The organism is Streptomyces sp. NPDC031100 (genome assembly GCF_055570785.1).
The window spans coordinates 345184-368618 of sequence record NZ_JBVIGN010000007.1 but is presented as its reverse complement, the minus strand read 5'-3'; the positions used below and the strand labels follow the sequence as shown (position 1 = coordinate 368618).

Genomic DNA, 23435 nt, shown 5'->3' with positions numbered 1-23435 from the left:
TGAAGGCCGTCCCGCCGCCGCTCGTTCACCTGGAGGTCTCTGACCGATGACCCAGTCGGTGGGTATCAAGGACGTCGCCCGTGCCGCCGGTGTCTCCGTGGGCACGGTGTCCAACGTCATCAACCGTCCGGACACCGTCGCCCGTGAGACCCGTGCGCGCGTGCTGTCCGCGATCGACCGGCTCGGCTACGTCCGCAGCGAGTCGGCGCGCCAGCTGCGCGCGGGCCGCAGCCGGATCATGGGCCTGCTCGTCCTCGACATGGGCAACCCCTTCTTCGTGGACGTCGCGCGCGGCGCCGAGCGTGCGGCGCGCGAGGCCGGGCTCGGCGTGATGGTCTGCAACAGCGCGCAGGACGCGGCCGAGGAGGCCGACTACCTGTCGCTCTTCGCCGAGCAGCGGGTGCGCGGTGTGCTGCTCACCCCGGCCGACGCCACCGGCCGCAACATCGAGACCTTCCGCCGCCACGGCATACCGTTCGTACTGGTCGACCGGGTCGCCGAGGGCACCACCGAGTGCTCGGTCTCCGTGGACGACGTGGCCGGCGGCGCCCTCGCCGTCCGGCATCTGGTGGACGCCGGGCACCGTTTCATCGCCTATGTCAGCGGCCCGCCGGGGCTCAACCAGGTGCGCGACCGCCGCACCGGCGCCCTGAACGCCCTCGCCGAGGCGGGGCTCGGGCCCGACGCCCTGCGGGAGCTGCCCACCGAACGCCTCGACGTGGCCGCCGGCCGGGACGCGGGCGCCCGTCTGCTCGGTCTCGCGGACCGCCCCACGGCCGTCTTCTGCGCCAACGACCTGCTCGCGCTCGGCGTGCTCCAGGCCATGTACGCGGCCGGCGTCACCGTGCCGGACGACCTCGCGATCGTCGGCTACGACGACATCGAGTTCGCGGCCGCGGCCGCCGTACCGCTGACCTCGGTCCGCCAGCCCGCGGTCACCATGGGCTCCCTCGCCGCGGAGCTGCTGCTGGAGGAGACCGAGACCGAGGGCGGACCCGGCGCCCACGAGCACCGGCGCGTGGTGCTCCAGCCGGAGCTGGTGGTGCGCCGCTCCAGCCTCGCCGCCCGCTGACCGAGGGTTCAGTAACAATCGATGATCCAGGGGCTCGGCGCGCGGCCGTGCATGTGCTGAACTGGGACGCGTCCATCCCATCCGTCCCGGGAGACCCGTTGAGCCTCACCTACCGCCAGCCCGGCGTCGTCCTCACCGACCGTCACTTCACCGTGCCCCTCGACCACGGCGACCCGGGCGGCGAGAGCATCGAGCTGTACGCCCGGGAGGCCGTCGCGAGCGACAAGGCGGGGCAGGACCTGCCGTGGCTGGTGTACCTGCAGGGCGGTCCCGGCTTCGGGGCGAATCGTTTCGTCGGACGGCAGGCCTGGCTCGACCGCGCGCTCAAGGACTACCGCGTCCTCCTCCTCGACCAGCGCGGCACCGGCCGCTCCACGCCCGCCACCCGCCAGACGCTCCCGCTGCGCGGCGGCCCCGCCGAGCAGGCCGGCTACCTCACCCGGTTCCGCGCCGACTCCATCGTCCGCGACTGCGAGGCCATCCGCCCCGAGGTGACGGGCGGCGCCCCCTGGACCGTGCTCGGGCAGAGCTTCGGCGGCTTCTGCACGGTGTCGTACCTCTCCCTGGCCCCCGAGGGCCTGGACACCGCCGTCATCACCGGCGGCCTGCCCTCCCTCGACGCCCACGCCGACGACGTCTACCGAGCCGCCTACCCGCGCATCGAACGCAAGGTCGCCGCGCACTACGCCCGCTACCCCCAGGACGCGGAGCGGGCCCGCCGCATCGCCGACCACCTCCTCACCCACGACGTCGTCCTGCCGAACGGCTACCGCTTCTCCGTGGAGGCCTTCCAGTCCCTCGGCCTGATGCTCGGCGCGAGCGACGGCAGCCACCGCCTGCACTACCTCCTGGAGAACGCCTTCGCCCGCACTCCCGCCGGCCACGACCTGTCCGACGACTTCCAGGAACAGGTCCAGAGCGTGCTGTCGTACGCGGGGCACCCGCTGTACGCCCTCGTCCACGAGTCGATCTACGGCCAGGACACCCGCCCCACCGCCTGGGCCGCCGAACGCGTCCGCGCCGAGTTCCCGCAGTTCGACGCGGCCAAGGCGCTCGCCGGTGACGCCCCGGTGCTGTTCACCGGTGAGACGGTCCACCCCTGGATGTTCGACGCCGACCCGGCCCTGCGCCCCCTGCGCGAGACCGCCGAACTGCTCGCCGCCCGCACCGACTGGCAGCCCCTGTACGACCCCGCCCGCCTCGCCGCCAACGAGGTCCCGGTCGCCGCGGCGATCTACCACGACGACATGTACGTCGACACCGCCCACTCCCTGCAGACCGCCCGAACCGTCCGCGGCCTGCGCACCTGGGTCACCGACGAGTACGAACACGACGGCCTGCGCACCGGTGCACCCCGGGTCCTGGACCGGCTCCTCGCCCTGGCCCGCCACGAGGCGTGAGCCGGCGGACCCGAGCGACCCGGAAGGGCATCCCCGGGACGGGTGGAACGGGCGCGCCGTTCGAGCGAACGCAGCGCCGAGGTGTGGGCGGACGTCCTGCGTCAGGCCGGTGAACCGGGCGTCTGACCCCAGTTGGTCGCGAGCGGCACCGGCCTGGACGAGGCCCGGCCCGGCCGCACTCACCGCGGCCGGTGCCGCTGTCAGGCCTACGCCCTCACCGGGGGCCCGGCGCGACACAACGGGTGGTGCGTCAAAAGGAGTTGCCGTCGGTCCAACGCGGCATAGTCTGCGGCCATGAGCGAGCCGAAGATCACCCAGCTCCAGCCCCTGCCCGACGACTGGCAGCGGGCCCTCGCCGTGGTCGCGCACCCCGACGACCTCGAGTACGGGTGCTCGGCGGCCGTCGCCGCCTGGACCGACGCCGGCCGGGACGTCGCCTATGTCCTGGCGACCCGCGGCGAGGCGGGGATAGACACGCTCGACCCCGCCGTCTGCGGCCCGCTGCGCGAGCGCGAGCAGCGGGCGAGCGCCGCCGTCGTCGGCGTCACCACCGTGGAGTTCCTGAACCACCGGGACGGAGTCGTCGAGTACGGCCCCGCGCTGCGCCGCGACATCGCCGCCGCGATCCGCCGCCATCGCCCCGAACTCGTCATCACCCTCAACCACCGCGACACCTGGGGCGGTGTCCAGTGGAACACTCCCGACCACGTCGCCGTGGGCCGCGCCACGTTGGACGCCGCCGCCGACGCCGGCAACCGCTGGATCTTCCCGGAACTCGTCGCGCAGGGCCTGGAGCCCTGGAACGGCGTCCGCTGGGTCGCCGTGGCCGGGTCCGGCAACCCCACCCACGCGGTGGACGCCACGGCCGGCCTGGAGCGCGCGGTACGCTCCCTGCTCGAACATCGCACCTATATCGAGGCGTTGACCGACCAGGACCCCGAGACGCACGTCCGCGACTTCCTGACCGGGACGGCCACCGCCACCAGGGAACGCTTCGGCGGGAAGCCGGCCGTGGCCTTCGAACTGTTCAGCCGATAGCCCGGCCCACGACCCACCACCGAACGGGGACCACATGAACGACACCGACCTCCTCGCCCGCCGCTTCGAGGAGCACCGCGGTCATCTGCGCGCGGTGGCCTACCGGATGCTCGGCTCGCTCGCCGAGGCGGAGGACGCGGTCCAGGAGGCGTGGCTGCGGCTCGGCCGCATCGACGCGGACGAGATCCGGAACCTCGGCGGCTGGCTGACCACGGTCGTCGGACGGGTCTGCCTGGACATGCTGCGCTCGCGCAGCGCACGCCGCGAGGAGCCGATGGACGACACGTTCGTCCCGGACCCGGTGGTCCGCCCGCTCTCCGAGGTCGACCCCGAGAAGGAGGTGGAGGAGGCCGACTCGGTCGGTCTCGCGCTCCTGGTCGTCCTCGAGACACTGGAACCCGCCGAGCGGCTGGCGTTCGTCCTGCACGACATGTTCGCCGTGCCCTTCGACGACATCGCCGCGATCGTGGAGCGCACCCCGGCCGCCACCCGCCAGCTGGCCAGCCGGGCCCGCCGCCGGGTGCAGGGCGCCACCCCGGCGGCCGCCCCCGACCTCGGCCGGCAGCGGCAGGTGGTGGACGCCTGGCTGGCCGCATCGCGCGGCGGCGACTTCGAGGCGCTGCTCGCCCTGCTCCACCCGGACGCGGAGCTGCGCGCCGACGCGGGCGCCCTGGTCCGCGGAGCGGCCGCCTCCAAGGCCGTACACGGCGCACGGACGGTCGCCGCACAGGCCTCGATGTTCTCCCATCTCGCCGTGTACGCACGTCCAGTGCTGGTCAACGGCGCGGTGGGCCTGGTCACCGCGCCCGAGGGAAAGCCCGCGTCCATCACGGCGTTCACGATCGTCGACGGACTCATCACCGGCCTGTACATCCTTGCCGACCCCGAGCGCCTCGCTCGGCTGGAGCTGCCTGCGGCAGAGGCCTGAGCGAGGGCTCGGGCACAGCCCGTGCCAGCGGTGGACTCTCCGCCGTCGGCCGGGAGGTCTCGCAGGTCAGTAGGCTTGATCCCATGCCGGATCAGATAGCCGACCTCTCCGACCTGCGCGGCGACTGCGCCCAGTGCTTCGGGCTCTGCTGCGTCGCCCTGCCCTTCGCCGCGTCCGCGGACTTCGCCCTCGACAAGCCCGCGGGCACGCCCTGCGTCAACCTCCAGGGCGACCACCGCTGCGGCATCCACGCGGACCTGCGGAAGAAGGGTTTCACCGGCTGCACGGTCTACGACTGCTTCGGCGCGGGGCAGAAGGTCTCGCAGCTCACCTTCGGCGGGCAGGACTGGCGTACGGGCCCGAAGGAGCACGCCCGCCGGATGTTCGACGTGTTCCCGGTCGTGCGCCAGCTGCACGAACTGCTCTGGTACCTGACCGAGGCGCTGGGCCTGGACGCCGCCCGGCCCGTCCACGCCGACCTGCGCCGGGCCCTGGAGCGGACCGAGCAGCTCACCCGGCAGACCCCCGAGGAGCTGGCCGCGCTGGACGTGGCCGCCCACCGGCAGGAGGTCAACGTGCTGCTGCTGCGCACCAGCGAGCTGGCCCGGGCGGGCGTCGGCGGCAGCACGGGCAAGAAGGGCAAGAAGGGCAGGTCGAAGGACCGGCGGGGCGCCGACCTCATCGGGGCCCGGCTGCGGGGCGCCGACCTGCGCGGCGCCAGCCTGCGCGGCGCCTACCTCATAGCCGCCGACCTCACCGGAGCCGACCTGCGCGGAGCCGACATGATCGGCGCCGACCTGCGGGACGCCGACCTGACCGACGCGGACCTCACGGGCGCGTTCTTCCTCACCCAGCCGCAGCTGAACGCGGCCCGGGGCAGCGAAGGCACCAGGCTGCCGGAGTCAGTCACCCGCCCCGCGCACTGGGCAGCGCGCGGCTGACCCGATGCTGTCGTCCGGCACGGTCACCGGCGCGGGGGAGGGTCGCCGCTCCAGGTGCAGCCGCAGGCCCTCCGGCATCACCGTCAGGCGTTCGGTGACCCGGAGCCGGTAGTCCGGGTCCGGCCTGAGGTCGTAGCGGCGCAGCAGCAGGCCGAGGACGAGGGTCGCCTCGTGCAGGGCGAACTGGCGGCCGATGCACGCCCGCGCACCGGTCCCGAACGGCTTGAAGGTGTGCGGGGGACGCGCCCGTACCGCGCCCGCGTCGAACCGGTCCGGGTCGAACCGCTCGGCGTCCTCGCCCCACACCTCCGGGTCGCGGTGCAGCAGCGGCAGCAGCACCAGCGCCCACGCGCCGCGCCGCATCGGATGCTCCCCGGCCAGCACCGTGTCCTCGCGGGCCTCCCGTGCGTAGGCGGGCGCGGTCGGCCACAGCCGAAGCGACTCGTCCAGCACCCGGCGCACGTAGCGCAGCTTGGCGACCTGGTCGTAGCCGGGCTCCGGGGTGTCGCCCCAGACGCGGTCCACCTCGGCCCGGGCCCTGGCGGCGGCCTCCGGGTGCCGGGCGAGGTAGTACAGGGCGAAGGAGAGCGCGCCCGAGGTGGTCTCGTGGCCCGCCACCAGGAACGTGATGACCTGCTTGCGGACGTTCTCCGCCGACAGCCGCTCCCCGGTCTCGGGGTGGGCGGTCTCCAGCATCCGGTCCAGCAGGTCCCCGTCCCCGCTGCCGGAGCGGAGCCGGGCCGCGACGAGATCGTCGACCGTGCGGTTCAGGTAGGCGATGTCGGCCGCGTTGCGCCGGGCGGCGCCGCGCAGCAGCAGCGGCGCCAGCGGTACCGGCACGCTGTTCAGCCGCTGCGCGTAGGTGAGCGTGCCCACCATCGCGGTCACGAAGGGGTGCGGCTGCTCCCGCTCGAAGGAGCCGAAGTCGTGTCCGAACCCGGTGCGCGCGATCGTCTCCAGGGTCAGCTTGGTCATGTCACCGGGCACGTCCACCGCCCGCCCGGCCGCCAGCTCGCGGTCCCAGTGGCCGGTCAGCCGTGCCGCGACCGACAGCATCATGCCGTGGTAGGCCCCCATGGCCTCCCGGCTGAAGCCCGGTGCCAGGACGTCGTGCGCCAGCTGCCAGTTCGACTCGTGGTTGTACGCCGTGAACAGGCCGTCCCCGGCGAGGGGGCGCAGATTGGCGACCCCGAGGCCCACGTGCTTGGCGAACCGGGACTCGTCGGCGAGATCGGCGACCAGCCGCGAGCCCCACAGGAACACGAACTCGTTTCCGAAGGCCCGGCGCCGGAAGACCGGACCCAGCTCGCGCCCGAAGCGCATCGAGTCCTGCAGCGGCCGGCGCCGGTCGACGCCCAGCACATCGCCGAGCAGCGGCAGCCGGCGCGGCGGATGCGGGATCCGGTGTAGCTCCGGCCAGCCCTGCTCGGCGCCCCGGAATCCCCTCGGCAGCCTGGTCTCCGTCGTCTCCGCCATGACGCGATCTCCCTTGATCCAGCGGATGGTTGCACCTGTGACGCGCGCGTGTTGTACGTGAGTTCAATAACGTGTTTCAGTGTGGTCCGCTTGTTGAACCCGCGTCAAGTAAAGTGACGCCATGCCCGCGAACCAGGGGGAACGCGCCCGGCGCAGACTCAGCACCGAAGAACGCCGTGAGCAGCTGTTGTCGGTCGGCGCGCGGCTGTTCTCGGAGAGTCCCTACGACGACGTGTGGATCGAGCAGGTCGCCGAGATCGCCGGAGTCTCCCGCGGGCTGCTGTACCACTACTTCCCCACGAAGCGGGACTTCTTCGCCGCGGTCGTGGAGCGCGAGAGCGAGCGGATGCTGCGCATGACGGCGGCCGTGCCCGGGGTGCCGGTGCGCGAGCAGCTCGCCGCCGGCCTCGACACCTACCTGGCCTACGTCCAGGCCCATGCCCACGGCTTCCGTGCCTTCCACCGCGCCGACGCGGCCGGTGACCAGGCCGTGCGCCGCGTCTATCAGCGGGCCCTTGCCGCCCAGGAGCAGCAGATTCTCGCCGCTCTCGCCGCGGATCCCGAGTTCGGGCCCGTCTTCGAGAGCGCCCCGCAGGTGCGCCTCGCCGTGCGCGGCTGGCTCGCCTTCACTACGGCGGTCTGTCTGGAGTGGCTGCGGGACGGGGAGCTGACCCGGGACCAGGTGCGCGACCTGTGTGCGCGTGCCCTGCTCGGCGTTCTCGCCTGACTCCGTTCTCGCCTGACTCCGTGTCCTGACCGAGGTGTGGTTGGCGTGCGCCCGGATCTTCGATAGGTTAGGCAAGGCTTACCTAAGGAGGTCTCGGGATGGGTGACACGCAGGACTGGGCGGCCGGCCCCGGTGCGGCGGAGCGGGCGCGATCGGTGCTCGCCGCCGCGTGGTCGTGCGGGGTGACCGCGGACGGTGCCCGGGAGGAGTACGTCGGCGCGCACTCCGTGACCGAGGACGGCAGGGTGCTGCTGTCGGTGCCCGAGGACAGCGCCCTGTTCGCGGCCGCACTGTGCGCCCCGCGCGGTGAGCCCTCCGCCGTGCTGGAGTTCGCCGATGTGGCCCCGGTCCCGGTGCGGCAGCGGATCCGGGCCCGGCTGTGGCTGGCCGGCTGGTTCGCCCCGGGCGACGACGGCACGCTGATCTTCCGGCCCACGCGGGTGGTGCTGCGGCAGCCGTCCGGTGCCGTCCTCGTCGACGTCGACGAGTTCGCCGCCGCCCGGCCCGACCCGCTGGCCACGGCCGAGGCCCGGCTGCTGACCCATCTCGCCGACGCCCACCCGGACGCCGTGGAGCGGCTCACCCGGCTGGTGCGGCCCGAGAGCCTGCACGCCGCGACCCGGGTGACGCCCCTCGCCGTCGACCGCCACGGCCTCACCCTGCGCATCGAACGCACCCGCTCCCACGGCGACGTACGGCTGCCGTTCCACACGCCCGCCGACGACGTCACCCAGCTCACCGAGCGCATGCACGCCCTGCTGGCACAGGCGAGCGCCGCTGCCTGCCCCCGCGCGCTACAGCGGCAGCGCGCAGACGGCGACGGGTGACGCGAACGGCTCGCCCGCCAGGCGAAGTTCACCGCTCTCGGAGTCGACGTGGAAGACGCTGACCGAGCCGGAGCGCTGGTTCGCCGCGAACAGCAGCCGGCCGTCCGGCGAGAAGGCGATCTGCCGCGGGAAGTCCCCGGCCACCGGCACCGTGCCGAGCAGCCGCAGCCGGGCGCCGTCCGCCTCGGCGGCGTACCGCGCGATGCTGTTGTGGCCGCGGTTGGCGAGGAAGGCGTACGAGCCGTTCGCGGTGACCAGGATCTGTGCCGGGTAGTTGGTGCCGCCGGACGAGCCCGTGGGCTGCGGGTCGCCGATCGTCAGGCGCCCGGTGGCCGGGTCGTAGGCGCAGACGGCGACCGTGTCGTCCACTTCGTTGGCCAGATAGGCGTACCGGCCGCCCGGGTGGAACGTCAGATGGCGCGGGCCCGCGCCCGGCCGGGTGTGCGCCTGCGCCACCTCGGTGAGCCTGCCCTTCGCCTGGTCCAGGCGGTAGGTGTAGACGGTGTCGGTGCCGAGATCGACGGCGAGGACGTGACCGCCGTCCGGGCTGGTGAGGAACTGGTGCGCGTGCGGGCCCTCCTGGCCCGGGCCGGGTGGCGGTGCCGAGTGCGTGATCAGCTCCGTGCGCTCGCCGAGGGCGCCCGAGGCGTCGACGGGGTGCACGACGACGCTGCCCGACGCGTAGTTGGCGCTCAGCAGCCAGCGGCCGCCGGGGTGGACCGACAGATGGCAGGGGCCCGCCCCGCCGGTGCTCCGGCTGCCGAGGATCCGCCGGTCCGCGAGGCGTACGGCGGTGACCGCACCGTCCTGGCGCTCGTCGACCGCGTACAGCGTGCGGCCGTCCGGGTGCAGCGCGAGGTACGAGGGGTCGGGGACCCCGGTGAGCGTCCCCGAGCCGGTGATCCGGCCCGTCGCCGGGTCGTACGAGGCCAGTCCGATGCCCGTGCCGCCGCCCTCGACAGAGGTGTACGTGCCGAGGTAGAGCGCGCGGGGGCCGGGGGCCTTGCGGGGCGGCCGCGTCACCGCCCGCTCGTCCGGCGCCGGCGTGCCGTCCTCGTGCGCCGGGCGGTCCGCCGGAGGGGCCGCCGGTGAGGGCACCGCGACCACGGCGGCCGTGCCCGCCACCACGGAGACGAACCGGCGCCTGGTCCAGCTTCCCCGCGTCGCCCGCGCGTCCCGCTCCATCCCGCACCTCAGGTCGTCGACTGCCCCGCTCGTGACAGCCACCTTGACCCGGAACCACCGCCAAGGGCAAGACGGGCAACGGGTGTTGCGCAGGGTGCAATGCGGACGGCGGCGCCTACCACTCACCGTCCTCGACCGGCTTGCCCGGCGCGTCCTTCAGCGGTATCACCTGGCCCGGGGACGGCTGCTGCCAGGGGTCCAGGTCGTCCCCGAGCCAGTCGCCGACCGGCTTGACGGCCTCCAGGGTCTCCGCCGGAGCCAGGTCCTCGGCATCCTCGTCGTAGTAGTCGTACCAGGGCAGTCCCGCGCTCGTGTACGCCGCCCGGTCCACCGGGGACGGCGGCGGCGCCTCGCCCGTGATGCGGCGCCACTCCGGGGGCGTGACCAGATGGACGAACACCCGCCCGGCGGGCGTGTCCGACCAGTCCGTGAGCGGCCGGTCGTCCTGGTAGACCTCCTGCCGCATCGAGCCGCCGACACCCAGACCCATGGCCGCGGCGCGCCGCGGGGGCCCACCGGGGGCGGCCGGGGCGTAGGGCGGCGGCAGGGGCCCGCCGGGTGCGGCGGCGGCCATGGGGGCAGGAGCGCCGTAGCCGCCGAACGTCCCGGCCGGCCGTGACGTCCGCTGCCGCTCCCGCTCCTGGCGCCGCCACTCGGCCAGGGCCGCCTCCTTCAGCGGGAACGCCTGCAACTGGACGCCGCCCCACGTCTCCTCGCCGCTTACCTGCCCCTCCACGGTCGCGCCCAGGCCGAGCGGTACGGCGACGAACTGGCGGACCGTCCCCTTACCCGAGTTGATGCCGTCCAGCCAGGGCTGGCGGGGCAGCACCACATAGTTCTGCGGGTCGCGGGCGAGGGCGCCACGCCACGGCTTGCCGGAGACGGCGCACACCTTGCCCACGCCGACCTGGAGGGCGGCCGGCTCCGTCGTACCGGCGAAACTCAGCCACATCGCCTCGCGCAGGTACACCGGCAGCATCACGCCGCCGCGCGCCCGCCACTCCTCGGGGACCCGGTCGGCGTAGTCGGCCACCCGCCGGACCGGGAACTCGCCGAGCCCCGGCGGCAGCGGATGCGTGCCCGTCTCGGGCAGCCGCAGCGTACGCACGAACCGCACCGCCACCCCGCCGCGCAACCGCAGCGTGTTCCCGTCGATCCGCACCCCGGTGTCCGTCACAGGCCAGCTCCCTCCCGCCGGTACCGGGCCCCGCCCCGGCACTCCCTCACCGAAAACGCTCGCCGAACCCGGTGCGGTTCCGCCACAGGTTCTCCTGGACGCCGAGGCGCTCGCGCAGCCGGGTCATCCGGGGCAGCTTCGCCCGATGCTCCCGGGACACCCGGTCCAGCTCCTCCAGCAGCCGACGGGTGCGGTGCTCGGTGTTCAGCTCGTCGATCATCCGGTTCACCTCGGTCAGCACGGCGCCGAGCAGATGCCAGTTCGCCCAGTCCTCGCGGACCTCCTCCCCGAGCAGCTCGGCGAGCCGGTCGCGGGTGCCTGCCGCGGTGTGCAGCTCGGCGGTCAGACGGGCCTCGGCCGACTCGGCGTTCTCGCTCAGGTGCGTGGTCACCAGCACCGCGAAGCTGACCACCGCGTCGGCGATCTCGGAGAGCAGCTGCTCCACGGTCGCCCCCACCTGGGGCGGGAACAACCCCTCGGTACCGCGGGCCTTCGCCAGGTCCGTGAAGGAACGGGCCAGCACCCGCAGGACGACCGTGCAGATCTCCAGCGTGTCCAGGCCGGTGCGCAGCACCACCCGGTACAGCAGGCCCTCCTTGACCCGCGGGTTGAACCGCAGGCTGTCCTCGGCCTGCCGCAGCGCCGCGTCCACCTGGACGATGTGGTGGTCCAGCCGGCGCGCCTCGTGCAGCCGCTCCGCCGCCCGCTCCCAGGGGGTGCGGCCCGCGGCCTCCTCGCCCATCCGCAGCATCAACTGCCGCACCCGGCGCGCCAGGTCCCCGATCGAGTGCCCGGCCTCGCCCACCCACACCGGGGCCGGAAGCAGCAGGTTGCAGGCCATGCCGACGACCGCGCCGATCAGCGTCTCCACGATCCGCGCCCAGGCCGTGAACCCGACGGTGGTGACGCCGAGCACCAGCATGGCGCTGATCGCCACCTCGGCCACGTACTCGTCGACCCGCACCAGATGCCCCACAGCCAGCGAGGCCACGATCAGCAGCGCCAGGCTCCACCAGGTCAGACCCACCAGAAGGCTGAAGGCGATGGCGACCAGCACCCCGGCCACCACCGAGTTCACCCGGCGGATGCCGTTGGTGAGCGTGGCGTAGAAGGTCACCTGGACGACCAGCAGGGCGGTGAGGGGAGCGGTCAGCGGGGCCGGCTCGGGGCTCAGGCGCAGCGCGATGACGTAGGCGATCGTCGCCGCCGCGGCCGACCGCAGCGTCTGGACGACCACCGGCTCCCGGCGGCGCCTCAGCAGACGCTCCAGTTCCGCGGTCCACTTCCGTACGTCGCGCATCCCTTGGCCTGTTCCCGTTCCTCGAGTGCGTCGAACGTGCACGATCGAGGACGGTCTCACAGCCGTCGGCGCCTTCGTACCGCAGACCGCGTCGACGACCACCGGCGCAGAACTCGTACCCCGGACCGGATGGTCGGCGACGCCCGGGTGGTCGGCATTGGTGAGGCCACCCACACCTCCCACGACTTCTTCGCCCTCAAGGACCGCCTGTTCCGCCATCTGGTCGAGGAGAAGGGCTTCCGCACCTCGCCCTGGAAGCGAGCCGCCCGGACGACCCCGTGCGCTTCCTGGGCGACGGCATTGGTTACGGCGGGCCGGAACTCTACGGCGCGGTGACCGACTGTGCGGCCGCCACCCACTCGCAGGCGAACGACCGGCTCGCGGCGCCGGGCGGCACAGGGAGCAGTACCTGCACAGGCCGTACCCCGAGCGCAAGGAGATGGCCGAGCGCACCTCCCGGTACGCCGACGGGGCCGAGGTCGAGGAGGTGCTGCGGCTCACCGGCGGGGCGCCTACCGGGAGCCGGTCGAGGCTGTCAGGTGTAGAGCTTGTCGACGAACGCGGACAGGTTGCCGGTCGTACGGGCTATCTGCTCCTCCAGGGTGAGGCTCTCCTCGAACCGGCCCCCGGACTCCGGGACCTTCTTCCCGCGCACGTACAGCGAGCATGCCAGGTCCGTGCACATGTACACCCCGACCGAGTTGCCCTCGCGGCCCGCCGCACCCGCCTTCCGGGCGGTCATCAGCGACACCCCGCCGCCGGGATGGGTGGTCAGGCACACCGAACACATACTGCGGTGCAGGAACCCGCGCTGCGCGGCCGGGAAGCGCAGGGCCACGCCGACGAGCCGGCCCTCGCGCTCGGTGACCAGATAGCAGCGGTCGGGTGCCCCGGGATCGCGCCAGCCGAGGAAGTCCAGGTCGTCCCACGGGCGTTCGGCGAGGTCGCGCGGGACCGCCAGGCGCTTGGCCTCCCCCTTGGAGCAGTTGACGAACGAGTTGCGGATGTCCTGCTCGGTGAGGGATTTCATGGGGGTCCTTCCGGGATGCCGATTCCGCCGTGAACCTAGGGGGTCTAGGTTCGCGGCTAGCCTAGATAGCCAAGGGGAGGGTGGGCGAATGGATTTCCGGCACGTGCGGCCCGCCGACCGGCTGGCGGCCGGCGTGCCGATCCTGCAGGCCTTGGCCCGGGACGGCGCCTACCACTCGGAGTTCGTCACGGGTACCAGCAACAGCGGGCTCACCGCACACCCAGGCGGCGACGGCCGGCGCTGGGAGAGCACTCCGCACCGCCCAGGCGGCCGGAGCCGTCTCCCTGCGTCCGGCCTTCAGCGCCGCCCCGGAGAACGGCGCCCTGTTCGTGCAGCACCGCATCGCGGCCGAGGCCGACGAGGTCTGGGACCTGCTGACCGGCGGGGCCCGGGTGTACGTCTGCGGCGACGGTTCCCGCATGGCACCCGGAGTTCGCCAGGCGTTCCGTACCCTGTACCGGAACGTACGTCCGGCGCCGACGAGGCGGCGGCCGGGCGGTGGCCGGGCGGTGGCTCGACTCGCTCGTGACGGACGGGCGTTACGTCGAGGACGTGTACGCGGCAGGGTGACCCGGTCGGGGGAGGGGGACGGTGGGGGAGTCGGTGGAGCGAGCCCTGCGGGTCCTGGCCGCGGCGGGCATCGGACCCGGCCGGCCGGCCGGGGTGCGCCCGCTGGGCGGCGGGACCTGCAACACCGTCGAAGAGCTGCGGTTCACCGGTGGCGGCCGCACCCTCCACGTCGACGACACCCCAAAGGCAGGGCACCTGCTGCAGACCGCCTGCCCCGGCACGCCCTGGGACGACTCCCTGACGGACGTCGAACAGGCCGCCCTGCGCGGGGACTTGGGCGGTCATGTCGCCCGGCTGCACCGGGTGACCGGGCCCGGCTTCGGCTACCCGTCCGGTGCCCTCGGCCCGCTCGCCCCCGACTGGCGGACGGCGTTCACCGCGATGTTCGGCGCGGTCCTGGACGACACCCGCCACTACGGGGCCCGGCTGCCCCTCCCCGCCCACTTCGACCTGTGGCCCGGCAACGTCGTCGTCTACCTGATCATGCTGGTGGAGACGGTTCCGCGGGCGGTCGGTGAGGACCACGCCCGCCGGGGCCAGGAGGCGGTCGCCCCGGAACTCGTCGCCGCGCTCGCGGAGATCAAGGCGGCCCCTTCTTAGCTCATCACATGAAATAAGGGTTGTCGGAAAGTCGCGGCAAGCCCGTCCCGAGGGGTATGTTGGCAGGTCGGGACAGGGTTCGAAGGGGGCCACATGACGGGGCGGAACGGGCGCACGGTACGCGATCTCAGGCGGGGCAACCGCACGGCCGTGTTGCAGCGGCTGTACTTCGACGGCCCGCTGAGCCGCTTCGAGCTGGGCCCGGTCACCGGACTGAGCTCCGGCTCGGTCAGCAACGTGGTCGCGGACCTCGTCGCCGACGGACTGGTCGAGGAGGCCGGCAGCGTCGACTCCGACGGCGGCCGCCCCCGCACCCTGCTGCGCGTCTCGCCGCACAGCGGCCAGATGATCGGCGTCGACGTCGGCGAAACCCGCGTCCGCGTCGAGCTGTTCGACCTGGCGCTCACCGAACTCGCCCGCACCGAACGGGTGCTGGCCCGGCAGGGCGACGAGGGCTACGACGTCGACGTCATCGTCCGCCACATCCGCGACGGCATCGCCGAGGTCCTCACGGCCGCGGAAGCCGCGCCCGAGCGCCTGCTCGGCGTCGGGGTCGGCGTCCCCGGCATCGTCGAGCACACGGCGGACCGGGGTGCCGTCGTGCACGGGCAGACCATCGGCTGGGACGCGGTCCCGCTGGAGGAGCTGCTCCGCTCGACCTCCGGACTGCCCGACGGCGTGCGGTACTTCATCGACAACGGCGCCAAGACCCTGGGTCAGGCCGAGATGTGGTTCGGCGCCGGGCGTGGCGCCCGTAACGCGGTGGTCGTGCTCTTCGGCTCCGGTGTCGGCGCCTGCCTGGTCACCCCCGAGGTGGAACACGGGCGGGCCGTCGAGTGGGGCCATCTGACCGTACGGGTGCGGGGGCGCCGCTGTCGGTGCGGTGCGCCCGGCTGTCTGGAGGCGTACGCCGGTGCCCAGTCGCTGCTCGACCGCTGGCGCGAGGAGGGCGGACGGCCGCCCGAGGGCGTGGACGAGGAGACCGCCCTCACCGCGATGCTCGCCGCCGCCTACCCGACCGAGGGCAGGGAACCCGACCCCGTCGCGCTCGCGGTCCTGGAGGAGACCGCCGAGTACCTGGGCGCCGGCCTGTCCGACCTGATCAACCTCTTCCAGCCCGAGCGGATCCTGATCGGCGGCTGGGCCGGACTCCAGCTCGGCACCCGGTTCCTGCCCGCCGTACGGCGCCATGCGCGGACGTACGCCCTGCGCTACCCGGCCGACAAGGTCACCATCGACCTCGGCCGGCTGGGCCCCGACGCGGTGACCGTCGGTGCGGCGATCCTGCCCCTCGCCGACTTCTTCGCCCGCGGCGGCCGCCGTGCCGAACCGGCCATCGAGGACCGGCACCCCGCCTGGCGGGCCGCACTGCAGGAGCGGGCCCCGCGCTGAGCGAGGGGGCGGGGTGACTCACCTCACGGCGGCCGCCTGGAACACCACCGGGTAGTTGCCCGTTGAACCAGCCCTGGGTGCGGAGGGGGCAGTGTCCCCGGGCCTACCTTTTGCCCACAGGGACGTGGGCGGAGACGGCCGTCCCTCGAACGAGTGGCGTAAAGCGTGCACGGCCTCGGCAGGTGGGAAGTCTCTTGCCCGTCCATACGTCCAGCCTCCCGCCCAGAAGGAATTACCGTGATGTCTGTCCGCCGCATCATGACCGTTGCAGCAGTGAGCGCACTGCTTTCCCTCGGAGCCATCGCCCCCGCCATAGCTGCCCAGGCACAGGGCACCGGCGACATCACCGACGGTCTTCTCAAACACCCCGTCAGCACTCTTGTGGGCTACCCCCTCGGCCTCCGCCTCGGCATCTGAAACCGTCGGTCGGTGGGCCCGTAGCGCCTGTCGACTCCCGATACCTGTTCATCAGCCCCGTCACCACATGTGACGGGGCTTTCTCATGACGCCCGGGTCGGCGTACGGCCCTCCCGCGTCCAGGCCAGCAGCTCCTCGGCCGACCAGGTGGTCACCACCCGCCCGGCGGGCACCCTGCACTCCTCGGCCCGGGCGCAGCCGAGGATCTGCCAGTCCAGCTGGCCGGGCGCGTGCGCGTCGGTGTCGACCGAGAACAGCACCCCGGCCGCCACGGCCCGGCGCAGCAGCCGCCTCGGCGGGTCCAGCCGCTCCGGCCGGCTGTTGATCTCCACGGCCGTACCCGAGTCGGCACAGGCCGCGAACACCTCGTCCGCGTCGAACTCCGACTCCGGGCGGCCACGGCCCGTGACCAGGCGTCCCGTGCAGTGGCCCAGAATGTCCGCGTGCGGATTCCGGACGGCAGCCACCATCCGGCGGGTCATCGAGCGGGCGTCCATCCGCAGCTTGGAGTGCACGGACACCACCACGACGTCCAGCTGCTCCAGAAGCCCGGGCTCCTGGTCCAGCGAGCCGTCCTCCAGGATGTCGCACTCGATGCCCGTGAGCAGCCGGAACGGCGCCCACCGCGCGTTCAGCTCCGCCACCACCGCCAGCTGCTCACGCAGCCGCTCCGCGGACAGGCCCCGGGCCACGGTCAGCCGGGGGGAATGGTCGGTCAGGGCCGTCCACTCGTGGCCGAGCCGGGCCGCCGTACGCCCCATCTCCTCGATCGGGCTGCCGCCGTCCGACCAGTCCGAATGGGTGTGACAGTCCCCGCGCAGCAGCGCCCGCAGCATGGTGCCGCCGTCCGCGGCGAGCGGCCCCCCGGTCTCCTCCTCCAGGGTGCGCAGATAGCCGGGCACCTCCCCGGCCAGGGCCTCCCGCACCACCTGCGCGGTCTTCGGCCCGACCCCCCTGAGGGACTCCAGCGTCCCGGCCGCCGCACGCTCGGCGACCTCGCCCTCGGGCAGCGCGGACAGCACCCGGGCGGCGGTACGGAAGGCCCGTACCCGGTAGGTGGGCGCCAGCGCACGCTCGAGCAGGAAGGCGATCCGGTCCAGGGCCGCGACGGGATCCATGGCCACCTCCAGCTCGCCGTGCCCCTCCAGGGTTCCCCAGGGCCGCGCCCGCCGCACGACGGGGGGCCGCCGGCGCGCCGACGGCCTCCTGCCTCGTGTTCTTCCGGACGGCGTGCGCGGACGAGTCGTCGGCGCGCGTCGCGTTCTACGCTCTATTCCATGACCGAACAAGGAGTTCCCCACATCGCCCATCCGCGGGTCCTCGTGCTCGGCGTGTGTCCCGGCAAGCCGGGCGAGCCGCCCTTCCGGATCATGGAGATCGACGGGCAGGTCATCGCCGAGGTCAGGACCGTGACCGACGTGCTGGAGACCGCCGCCTCCCACGGCCTTCCCATCCACGACCTGGACGACCCGGACACGATCCGCTGGGTGGGCGGCGACAAGTACACCTGGAAGCTGCACTGAGCCGGACGGCTCAGCCGACCGTCCACTTCTGGTTGACGCCGCCGGAGCACGTCCAGATCTGCAGCCGGGTGCCGTTGACCGTGCTGTTCCCGGTCACGTCGAGGCACTTGTTCGCCTGCGGATTGACGATGTCGTGCGCCGCCGAGACGGCCCACCTCTGGTTGGGGCCGCCCGTGCAGTCCCACAGCTGGACGGTCGAGCCGTCCGCCGTACCGTTGCCGGTGACGTCCAGGCACTTGCCGAGCGCCCGGATCGTACCGTCCGAGCCCACCGTCCACGCCTGCGCGGACGTGCCGTTGCAGTCGTAGAGCTGGACCGCGGTGCCGTTGGCCGAGTTCGCGCCGGCCACGTCCACGCACTTGCCGGCCAGCCCCCGGATCGGGACGCCGGCCGCGCTGTCGGTCGTGGTCACCGACACCGAGTCGACCACCAGCTGCTGCGGGAACTGTGTGGAGCCGTCCGGGTCGCCCGGCCAGTAGCCGCCGACGGCGAGGTTCAGGATCAGGAAGAACGGCTTGTTGAACACCCAGGTCTTCCCGCCCAGGTCGGCGGGCGTGCGCCGCTGGTAGACGTTCCCGTCCACCGACCAGGTGATCGAGTCGGGCGCCCAGTCGACGGCGAAGGTGTGGAAGGCGTCCGCGAAGGCCTGCCCGTTCGGCAGGGTGTAGCCGGCCCCTATGCCGCCCGAGCCGGAGTAGCCGGGTCCATGGATGGTCCCGTGCACGGTCGAAGGCTCGAACCCGACGTTCTCCATCACGTCGATCTCGCCCGAGTCCGGCCAGTTGACCGGCGTGCCCAGCATCCAGAACGCGGGCCACATGCCCTGCCCGCGCGGGATCTTCATCCGGGCCTCGACATGGCCGTACTGCGCGTTGAACTTCCCGGCGGTGTTCAGCCGCGCCGAGGTGTACTGGCAGCTGCCGTACCAGCACTGGTAGCCGGCCGGGTTCTCCTTCCGGGCCGTGATCACCAGATGCCCCTGGCCGTCCAGGGCCGCGTTCCTGGTGCCGGACGTGTAGTACTGCCGCTCGTGGTTGTTGACGTTGTCGCCGGTCTCCAGCGTCCACTTCGAGCCGTCGACCGCGGAGCCCGCGGGGCCGTCGAAGGAGTCGGAGAAGGTGGTGACGGCCGCGGCCGCCGCCGGTGCGGCGTTCTCGGCCCGGGCCGGACCGACGGCGGCCGCGCCGACCAACGCGGCCGACAGGGCGGCGAACAGACATCTGCGGAGCAGGCGCGGGGAGGCCATGGCTCTCCGTTCTGGTGGGGGGTGTGACGCCTCTTGATTTAAGAAGTGAGATAAGTGTCCGTCAATACCTTGGTACGGACCGCTCGTTGACGATCGGTCGCTGGTGCTCGCTCCGGGGGCGGCACACCCATGCCCTGGCGGAAGGCGCGCCGCCAGTAGCATGACCGGCGCAGCCGTGATGATCATACGAGGAGCGGATCGTGCGAGACATCGCCGTCTTCAGTGGCAGTGCCCACCCCCAACTGGCTCAGGAGGTCTGCGGCCACCTCGGCGTGCCGCTCAGCCCGACCCGGGTCAGCCGGTTCGCCAACGACTGTCTGGAGGTGCAGCTTCAGGCCAACTGCCGGGAACGGGACGTCTTCCTGGTCCAGCCGCTGGTCAGGCCGGTGCAGGAACACCTGGTGGAGCTGCTGCTGATGTGCGACGCGGCGCGGGGCGCCTCGGCGGGCCGGATCACCGTCGTGATGCCACACTACTCCTACGCCCGCTCCGACAAGAAGGACGCGCCCCGCATCTCCCTCGGCGGGCGGCTGGTCGCCGACCTGCTGGTGGCGGCGGGCGCGAGCCGGGTCCTCGCCATGACCCTGCACGCACCGCAGGTGCACGGCTTCTTCTCGGTGCCCGTGGACCACCTGCACGCCCTGCGTGAACTGGCCGTGCACTTCCGGCAGTACGACCTGACGCGCACCACGGTCGTCTCCCCGGACCTCGGCAACGCCAAGGAGGCCGCCGCCTTCGCCCGGCTGATCGGCGCGCAGGTGGCGGCCGGCGCCAAGCAGCGGTTCGCGGACGACCGGGTGAGCATCAGTTCCGTCATCGGCGATGTCACGGGCCGCGACGTCATCGTCCTGGACGACGAGATCGCCAAGGGCAGCACCGTACTCGAACTCCTCGACAGACTACGGGAGCTGGGCCCTCGCTCGATCCGGGTGGCGTGCACGCACGGCCTGTTCGCGGCCGGTGCGCTCAAGCGGCTGAGCGAGCAGGCGGACGTCCTGGAGATCGTGTGCACCAACACCGTTCCGGTGCCCCTGGACGAGCACACCGACAAGCTGCGCATCCTGTCCATCGCCCCGGCCCTCGCCGAGGCCGTACGCCGCATCCACAACGGCGAGTCCGTGAGCGCCCTGTTCGAGGAACCGCGCAACGCCTAGACGAACGGTCACCGGTCGCTCTCACAGCGAGCCGGACGCGGCCTCGGGCTGTCCGAGGGCCGCGTCCAGCGTCGGCTGCGGCGGCAGCAGCCGGGACAGCCCGGTGACCCGGAAGATGCGCAGGGTCAGCGGGTGCGTGCACACCAGGTGCAGCCGCCCGCCGCGCTCCACCACCCGGCTGCGGGCCCGGTAGAGCAGGCGCAGCCCCGAGCAGTCGAAGAACTCCACGGCCCGCAGGTCGATCACGATCCGGACGCCGTGCCGGTCGGTGACCCGGTCCAGGGCGGGACCGATCTCCGTCGCCGCGGCGATGTCGATCTCGCCGCGGAACTCCACCACAGTGTGCCCGCGCTCCTCGCGGATGCGCAGATGCCGGGTGAGCGGCGTGGGTTCCTGCTGCACGGCATCACCTCCCACGCGCCCCTGGAAAACCGTTTCTCGACCGTCAAGTTACCCTCGATAGAAGGAATTTGAGCATGTTCGATTGACATATGTCTTCCAGTTTGGCGCCGCGGGTCGTTCTGTGCCGTGGGCGACCGGCGTCAGTCGGCCACCAGAACCAGCTTCCCCGTCGTCCGGCCGGTGTCTCCCAGCTCGTGCGCCTTGGCGGCCTCGGCCAGCGGGAAGGTCCCCGCGATCGTGGCGCGCAGCTTGCCCTGCTCCACCAGGTCCGCGATCGCCCGCATGCCGGCGCGGTCGGCGTCCACGAGCATCCGGACCGCCCGTACGCCCAGCCGCTCGGCCTCGTCGTAGAAGTCCTGGGAGCCGACCGGCAGGATCGACACCACGACCCCGCCCGGACGCAGAACGCGCAGTGACTGCACGGACGTCTCACCGCCCAGTGTGTCCAGCACCACGTCGACGTCCCGCACCGCCTCGGTGACGTCGGTCGACCGGTAGTCGATCGCCTCGTCCACGCCGATCTCCCGCAGGAAGTCGTGCTTCCCGGCGCTCGCCGTGCCGATCACATACGCGCCGAGCGCCTTGGCGATCTGCACGGCGACATGCCCGACCCCGCCGGCCGCCGCGTGGATCAGCACCCGTTGGCCGGGCTGCAGATCAGCGTGCTCCGTCAGTGCCTGCCAGGCGGTCAGCGAGACCAGCGGCAGCGCGCCCGCCTGGATGTGGTCGACGGAGGCCGGCTTGGGCACCAAGGCCCGGACCGGGGCGATGACGTACTCGGCGTGCGCGCCGTGGCCGAAGGGGTAGGACAGCATGCCGAAGACCTCGTCGCCCGGCTGGAATGCGGCCACGCCGATCCCGGTCTCCGCTACCTCGCCGGAGACGTCCCAGCCGAGGACGAACGGCGGCTCGCCCAGGAACCCGCCGGTCGCCCGGTGCTTCCAGTCGGTCGGGTTGACCCCGGCGGCCCGCACCCGGACCAGTACCTCGTTCGGGCCCGGCGCGGGCCGCTCCACCTGCACTTCCTTCAGGACCTCGGGACCGCCGAGGACGTCCTGGCTGATGGCACGCATCGTGTTCACATCGCTCATGGTCACCCAGCCTGCCGGGGTCCGCTCGCCCGGGAAATGGCATGATTGCCAAGCTTCGATAGAATCGTGCCATGCGTGGCACAGCGAATCCGGAGCGCGTGGTCGTCCTGGCCCTCGACGGCGCCTACCCCTTCGAGCTGGGCATCCCCAGCCGGATCTTCGGCGCGGCCGACGGTCACTACGAGGTGCTGACCTGCACCGTCGACGGCGGTCCGGTGCGCACCAATGCCGACTTCAGCGTCAGCGTCCAGTACGGCCCCGAGATCCTGGAGACCGCGGACACCGTGGTCGTCACCTCGATGCCGCCCTCGCACATCCCCGTCGACCTTCCCGCCGAGGTCGCCGCCGCCCTCGCCCGCATCCGCCCGGACGCGCGGATCGTCTCCATCTGCACCGCCGCCTTCGTCCTCGCCGCGGCGGGCCTGCTCGACGGCCGCCGGGCCACCACTCACTGGCAGGTGGCCGACCTGTTCCGCCGCCGCTACCCGCAGGTGGACCTGGACCCGGACGTGCTCTTCGTGGACGACGGCCGGATCCTCACCTCGGCCGGGGCCGCCTCCGGTGTCGACATCTGCCTGCACATCGTCCGCACCGACCACGGCAGTGACCTGGCCAACAGCGTCGCCCGCCGCTGCGTCGTCCCTCCGTTCCGGGACGGCGGCCAGGCCCAGTACATCGAGCAGCCGGTGCCGGAGAGCGGCGCCGCGAGCACGGCCGCCACCCGCGCCTGGGCCCTGGAGCGCCTGGACGAGCCGCTGGCCCTCGCCGACCTCGCCCAGCACGCCCGGATGAGCCTGCGCACCTTCGCCCGCCGCTTCAACGAGGAGGTCGGCCTCAGCCCCGGGCGCTGGATCGTCCAGCAGCGCGTCGCCCGTGCCCGGCACCTGCTGGAGTCCAGCGACCTGGCGGTGGACCGCATCGCCGCCGAGGTCGGCTTCGCCACCGGCGCCTCGCTGCGCCAGCATCTGCACGCGGCGATCGGTGTGTCCCCGCAGGTGTACCGGCGGACGTTCCGGGAAACCCGCTGAGCCTCGAACGTTCTTGCCCGCCCCCGCGTCGGAGTGACGCAACGACGGTCCAGGAAGTGGGGGCGACATGCGCAGGGGACTTGCGGCGATGGCGGTGGTGGCGGCCGTGACGGTGGCGGGGTGCAACGACGGCACCGGAGTACGGGTGGAGGTCAAGGGCACGCCGCCGGCCACCCCGTACAGCGGCCCCCTGTACGTCCCCACCAAGGCTGCGGGCGACGACAGCCCCCGCTCCCTGCGCCTGGCCTCCGGCGCCGCCGGCCGGGCGCTGGAGTGCGACGGGGAGATCTTCGAGGGCGCCGGCCCCGACGGGTGGAGCACGTCGGACGGCGGTGACACGCCGGAGGAGGGGCTGAAGCTCTTCTTCGACATGGACCAGTCGCAGCCCGGCCACGGCTACCGCGTGGAGCGCAGGGAGGCGGACCGGGTGCTGTACTCCTTCGATGTGAAGGGCCGCACCAAGGTGGCCGTCGTGGTCGCCAAGGACCAGAAGGACCGGCCCGGTTGGGGCCCGGAGACGAACGCCTCCTGCGATCCCGCCGAACTCCCCGCACAGTTCGCCGCCGCCGAGGGCTGGGAGGTCTGGACGGACAAGGACGGCAAGCGGGTGCCGGTGAGCCGGCTCAGCAGCACCCCCGGTTCGGAACACTGCGGCTGGCAGTCGGCCCACTTCCTCGACCTCGGCGACCGCACGTACATCCGCGACCCGGAGGGCGTCCTCGGCCGGGACGGCCTGCTCGAGGCGCCGTACCGCAAGGACGTGAGCATGCCGCCGGACGCCCGCGACACCGGGTACCACTACCGCGGGCGGCAGCTGTGGCTCACCGACGACAAGGACACGGCCTACGTCCGCACCGCCGACGCAGTGGAGGCGTGGCCGCTGCTGAAGCACGACGCCCGGTGCGACTGAC

At 72.8% G+C, this 23435-nt stretch carries 24 protein-coding genes and 1 pseudogene; 16 read left to right on the top strand and 9 right to left on the bottom strand.

The features are described from left to right. The first annotated feature begins 46 nt into the window (after positions 1-46). The 5 genes from ACZ5DS_RS22025 to ACZ5DS_RS22005 all read left to right on the top strand — a co-directional run bounded on the left by ACZ5DS_RS22025 (position 47) and on the right by ACZ5DS_RS22005 (position 5379). Positions 47-1072 carry a LacI family DNA-binding transcriptional regulator gene (locus tag ACZ5DS_RS22025; RefSeq protein ID WP_468241088.1) on the top strand — a complete coding sequence of 342 codons (1026 nt, stop codon included), beginning with the start codon at positions 47-49 and terminating at the stop codon, positions 1070-1072. A 98-nt stretch (positions 1073-1170) separates the two neighbouring features. Beyond that, positions 1171-2472 (top strand): alpha/beta fold hydrolase, encoded by a 1302-nt coding sequence (locus ACZ5DS_RS22020; protein WP_468241086.1) that lies wholly within the window; start codon positions 1171-1173, stop codon positions 2470-2472. A gap of 294 nt (positions 2473-2766) precedes the next feature. Further along, on the top strand, positions 2767-3510 hold the full coding sequence (locus ACZ5DS_RS22015; protein ID WP_468241084.1) for a PIG-L deacetylase family protein: 744 nt from the start codon (positions 2767-2769) through the stop codon (positions 3508-3510). 34 nt (positions 3511-3544) lie between these two features. Further along, positions 3545-4438, top strand: a complete 894-nt coding sequence (gene sigJ, locus ACZ5DS_RS22010) for an RNA polymerase sigma factor SigJ (RefSeq protein ID WP_468241082.1) — start codon at positions 3545-3547, stop codon at positions 4436-4438. 83 nt (positions 4439-4521) lie between these two features. Next, a complete protein-coding gene (locus tag ACZ5DS_RS22005) occupies positions 4522-5379 on the top strand; it encodes a pentapeptide repeat-containing protein (RefSeq protein WP_468241079.1) in 858 nt (285 codons plus the stop codon). Here ACZ5DS_RS22005 and ACZ5DS_RS22000 read toward each other — a convergent pair. Continuing rightward, the gene (locus ACZ5DS_RS22000; RefSeq protein ID WP_468241077.1) at positions 5341-6855 is read right to left on the bottom strand and encodes a cytochrome P450; all 1515 of its coding nucleotides are present in this window, start codon (positions 6853-6855) and stop codon (positions 5341-5343) included. The two genes, ACZ5DS_RS22005 and ACZ5DS_RS22000, sit on opposite strands and share 39 nt — an antisense overlap. A gap of 121 nt (positions 6856-6976) precedes the next feature. Here ACZ5DS_RS22000 and ACZ5DS_RS21995 point away from each other — a divergent pair, with 121 nt between their 5' ends. Both ACZ5DS_RS21995 and ACZ5DS_RS21990 read left to right on the top strand, forming a co-directional pair. Continuing rightward, a complete protein-coding gene (locus ACZ5DS_RS21995) occupies positions 6977-7582 on the top strand; it encodes a TetR/AcrR family transcriptional regulator (RefSeq protein ID WP_468241075.1) in 606 nt (201 codons plus the stop codon). A 98-nt stretch (positions 7583-7680) separates the two neighbouring features. After that, positions 7681-8409 (top strand): DUF2470 domain-containing protein, encoded by a 729-nt coding sequence (locus ACZ5DS_RS21990; protein ID WP_468241072.1) that lies wholly within the window; start codon positions 7681-7683, stop codon positions 8407-8409. Here the strand turns inward: ACZ5DS_RS21990 and ACZ5DS_RS21985 are convergent. From ACZ5DS_RS21985 to ACZ5DS_RS21975, 3 genes are all read right to left on the bottom strand, one after another. Further along, positions 8377-9594 carry a lactonase family protein gene (locus ACZ5DS_RS21985; RefSeq protein ID WP_468241070.1) on the bottom strand — a complete coding sequence of 406 codons (1218 nt, stop codon included), beginning with the start codon at positions 9592-9594 and terminating at the stop codon, positions 8377-8379. The genes ACZ5DS_RS21990 and ACZ5DS_RS21985 overlap by 33 nt on opposite strands. Positions 9595-9709: 115 nt before the next feature. Beyond that, positions 9710-10771: a hypothetical protein gene (locus ACZ5DS_RS21980; RefSeq protein ID WP_468241067.1), complete on the bottom strand. Its 1062-nt coding sequence runs from the start codon at positions 10769-10771 to the stop codon at positions 9710-9712. Between the two features lie 46 nt (positions 10772-10817). Then, positions 10818-12071, bottom strand: a complete 1254-nt coding sequence (locus ACZ5DS_RS21975; protein WP_468241065.1) for an FUSC family protein — start codon at positions 12069-12071, stop codon at positions 10818-10820. A gap of 129 nt (positions 12072-12200) precedes the next feature. On the opposite strand from ACZ5DS_RS21975, the gene ACZ5DS_RS21970 reads away from it, so the two are divergent. Beyond that, positions 12201-12407 carry a hypothetical protein gene (locus ACZ5DS_RS21970; RefSeq protein ID WP_468241062.1) on the top strand — a complete coding sequence of 69 codons (207 nt, stop codon included), beginning with the start codon at positions 12201-12203 and terminating at the stop codon, positions 12405-12407. Between the two features lie 199 nt (positions 12408-12606). On the opposite strand, the gene ACZ5DS_RS21965 is transcribed toward ACZ5DS_RS21970, so the two are convergent. Next, entirely contained in the window at positions 12607-13101 is a 495-nt protein-coding gene (locus ACZ5DS_RS21965) for an FBP domain-containing protein (RefSeq protein WP_468241060.1), read from the bottom strand. A gap of 251 nt (positions 13102-13352) precedes the next feature. Between ACZ5DS_RS21965 and ACZ5DS_RS21960 the strand changes: the two are divergent. The 4 genes and pseudogenes from ACZ5DS_RS21960 to ACZ5DS_RS21945 form a co-directional block, all read left to right on the top strand. Next, positions 13353-13671 (top strand): annotated as a pseudogene (locus tag ACZ5DS_RS21960) (hypothetical protein); the annotation flags it as partial. A gap of 21 nt (positions 13672-13692) precedes the next feature. After that, positions 13693-14271 carry a phosphotransferase family protein gene (locus ACZ5DS_RS21955; protein ID WP_468241058.1) on the top strand — a complete coding sequence of 193 codons (579 nt, stop codon included), beginning with the start codon at positions 13693-13695 and terminating at the stop codon, positions 14269-14271. A gap of 93 nt (positions 14272-14364) precedes the next feature. After that, positions 14365-15663 carry an ROK family transcriptional regulator gene (locus tag ACZ5DS_RS21950; RefSeq protein ID WP_468241055.1) on the top strand — a complete coding sequence of 433 codons (1299 nt, stop codon included), beginning with the start codon at positions 14365-14367 and terminating at the stop codon, positions 15661-15663. A 273-nt stretch (positions 15664-15936) separates the two neighbouring features. After that, a complete protein-coding gene (locus ACZ5DS_RS21945; RefSeq protein WP_468241053.1) occupies positions 15937-16080 on the top strand; it encodes a hypothetical protein in 144 nt (47 codons plus the stop codon). A gap of 83 nt (positions 16081-16163) precedes the next feature. Here the strand turns inward: ACZ5DS_RS21945 and ACZ5DS_RS21940 are convergent, their stop codons facing one another. Beyond that, positions 16164-17198 (bottom strand): PHP domain-containing protein, encoded by a 1035-nt coding sequence (locus tag ACZ5DS_RS21940; RefSeq protein WP_468241051.1) that lies wholly within the window; start codon positions 17196-17198, stop codon positions 16164-16166. A gap of 159 nt (positions 17199-17357) precedes the next feature. Here ACZ5DS_RS21940 and ACZ5DS_RS21935 point away from each other — a divergent pair, with 159 nt between their 5' ends. Next, positions 17358-17603, top strand: coding sequence for a hypothetical protein (locus ACZ5DS_RS21935; protein ID WP_468241049.1), 246 nt, complete (start codon positions 17358-17360; stop codon positions 17601-17603). A gap of 10 nt (positions 17604-17613) precedes the next feature. Here ACZ5DS_RS21935 and ACZ5DS_RS21930 read toward each other — a convergent pair whose 3' ends face one another. Beyond that, a complete protein-coding gene (locus tag ACZ5DS_RS21930) occupies positions 17614-18849 on the bottom strand; it encodes a ricin-type beta-trefoil lectin domain protein (protein ID WP_468241047.1) in 1236 nt (411 codons plus the stop codon). 200 nt (positions 18850-19049) lie between these two features. Here ACZ5DS_RS21930 and ACZ5DS_RS21925 point away from each other — a divergent pair, with 200 nt between their 5' ends. After that, on the top strand, positions 19050-20003 hold the full coding sequence (locus tag ACZ5DS_RS21925) for a ribose-phosphate diphosphokinase (protein ID WP_468241045.1): 954 nt from the start codon (positions 19050-19052) through the stop codon (positions 20001-20003). Positions 20004-20024: 21 nt separating this feature from the next. On the opposite strand, the gene ACZ5DS_RS21920 is transcribed toward ACZ5DS_RS21925, so the two are convergent. Both ACZ5DS_RS21920 and ACZ5DS_RS21915 read right to left on the bottom strand, forming a co-directional pair. Next, complete coding sequence (locus tag ACZ5DS_RS21920) at positions 20025-20405, bottom strand: anti-sigma factor antagonist (protein ID WP_468241042.1); 381 nt, start codon at positions 20403-20405, stop codon at positions 20025-20027. A 140-nt stretch (positions 20406-20545) separates the two neighbouring features. Then, positions 20546-21496, bottom strand: a complete 951-nt coding sequence (locus tag ACZ5DS_RS21915) for an NADP-dependent oxidoreductase (protein WP_468241040.1) — start codon at positions 21494-21496, stop codon at positions 20546-20548. Between the two features lie 71 nt (positions 21497-21567). Between ACZ5DS_RS21915 and ACZ5DS_RS21910 the strand changes: the two genes are divergently transcribed. Together ACZ5DS_RS21910 and ACZ5DS_RS21905 are read left to right on the top strand one after the other, a co-directional pair. After that, a complete protein-coding gene (locus ACZ5DS_RS21910) occupies positions 21568-22524 on the top strand; it encodes a GlxA family transcriptional regulator (RefSeq protein WP_468241037.1) in 957 nt (318 codons plus the stop codon). 67 nt (positions 22525-22591) lie between these two features. After that, entirely contained in the window at positions 22592-23434 is an 843-nt protein-coding gene (locus ACZ5DS_RS21905) for a hypothetical protein (RefSeq protein ID WP_468241035.1), read from the top strand. The last annotated feature ends 1 nt before the right edge of the window (position 23435 follow it).

Bases quoted from the DNA above. Each gene is read 5' to 3' on its own strand.
- ACZ5DS_RS22025 (WP_468241088.1), top strand. From the start codon at position 47: ATGACCCAGTCGGTGGGTATCAAGGACGTCGCCCGTGCCGCCGGTGTC.
- ACZ5DS_RS22015 (WP_468241084.1), top strand. From the start codon at position 2,767: ATGAGCGAGCCGAAGATCACCCAGCTCCAGCCCCTGCCCGACGACTGG.
- sigJ (WP_468241082.1), top strand. From the start codon at position 3,545: ATGAACGACACCGACCTCCTCGCCCGCCGCTTCGAGGAGCACCGCGGT.
- ACZ5DS_RS22005 (WP_468241079.1), top strand. From the start codon at position 4,522: ATGCCGGATCAGATAGCCGACCTCTCCGACCTGCGCGGCGACTGCGCC.
- ACZ5DS_RS22000 (WP_468241077.1), bottom strand. From the start codon at position 6,855: ATGGCGGAGACGACGGAGACCAGGCTGCCGAGGGGATTCCGGGGCGCC.
- ACZ5DS_RS21995 (WP_468241075.1), top strand. From the start codon at position 6,977: ATGCCCGCGAACCAGGGGGAACGCGCCCGGCGCAGACTCAGCACCGAA.
- ACZ5DS_RS21990 (WP_468241072.1), top strand. From the start codon at position 7,681: ATGGGTGACACGCAGGACTGGGCGGCCGGCCCCGGTGCGGCGGAGCGG.
- ACZ5DS_RS21985 (WP_468241070.1), bottom strand. From the start codon at position 9,594: ATGGAGCGGGACGCGCGGGCGACGCGGGGAAGCTGGACCAGGCGCCGG.
- ACZ5DS_RS21975 (WP_468241065.1), bottom strand. From the start codon at position 12,071: ATGCGCGACGTACGGAAGTGGACCGCGGAACTGGAGCGTCTGCTGAGG.
- ACZ5DS_RS21970 (WP_468241062.1), top strand. From the start codon at position 12,201: ATGGTCGGCGACGCCCGGGTGGTCGGCATTGGTGAGGCCACCCACACC.
- ACZ5DS_RS21965 (WP_468241060.1), bottom strand. From the start codon at position 13,101: ATGAAATCCCTCACCGAGCAGGACATCCGCAACTCGTTCGTCAACTGC.
- ACZ5DS_RS21950 (WP_468241055.1), top strand. From the start codon at position 14,365: ATGACGGGGCGGAACGGGCGCACGGTACGCGATCTCAGGCGGGGCAAC.
- ACZ5DS_RS21940 (WP_468241051.1), bottom strand. From the start codon at position 17,198: ATGGATCCCGTCGCGGCCCTGGACCGGATCGCCTTCCTGCTCGAGCGT.
- ACZ5DS_RS21935 (WP_468241049.1), top strand. From the start codon at position 17,358: ATGACCGAACAAGGAGTTCCCCACATCGCCCATCCGCGGGTCCTCGTG.
- ACZ5DS_RS21930 (WP_468241047.1), bottom strand. From the start codon at position 18,849: ATGGCCTCCCCGCGCCTGCTCCGCAGATGTCTGTTCGCCGCCCTGTCG.
- ACZ5DS_RS21915 (WP_468241040.1), bottom strand. From the start codon at position 21,496: ATGAGCGATGTGAACACGATGCGTGCCATCAGCCAGGACGTCCTCGGC.
- ACZ5DS_RS21910 (WP_468241037.1), top strand. From the start codon at position 21,568: ATGCGTGGCACAGCGAATCCGGAGCGCGTGGTCGTCCTGGCCCTCGAC.
- ACZ5DS_RS21905 (WP_468241035.1), top strand. From the start codon at position 22,592: ATGCGCAGGGGACTTGCGGCGATGGCGGTGGTGGCGGCCGTGACGGTG.